General features: G+C 44.9%; 1 protein-coding gene. It reads left to right on the top strand.

Annotated elements, in window-relative coordinates; genetic code table 11:
* Window positions 1-254 (top strand): ATP-binding protein (locus AAEZ03_RS28215; protein WP_502947986.1); only part of this gene is annotated, 254 nt, incomplete at both ends.

Genomic DNA, 254 nt, shown 5'->3' with positions numbered 1-254 from the left:
GGCAGATAGTATTGGCTACCCTGTCTTGATTAAAGCGAGTGCAGGTGGCGGCGGCAAAGGCATGCGTATCGTTGAAAAAAGTAGCGATTTTATTGACCTGTTGGACTCATGCCGCCGCGAAGCGATTACCAGTTTTGGCAATGATCAAGTGTTGGTCGAAAAATATGCGCTAAAACCACGTCATATAGAAATCCAAGTATTCGGTGATACGCATGGTAATTATGTGCATCTATTTGAGCGTGATTGCTCAGTAC

Source organism: Pseudomonas sp. HY2-MNA-CIBAN-0224, from assembly GCF_040310285.1.
GTDB lineage: Bacteria > Pseudomonadota > Gammaproteobacteria > Pseudomonadales > Pseudomonadaceae > Aquipseudomonas > Aquipseudomonas helleri.
Note: the sequence above shows the minus strand (reverse complement) of the source record. Positions and strands in the feature narration are given on the sequence as shown.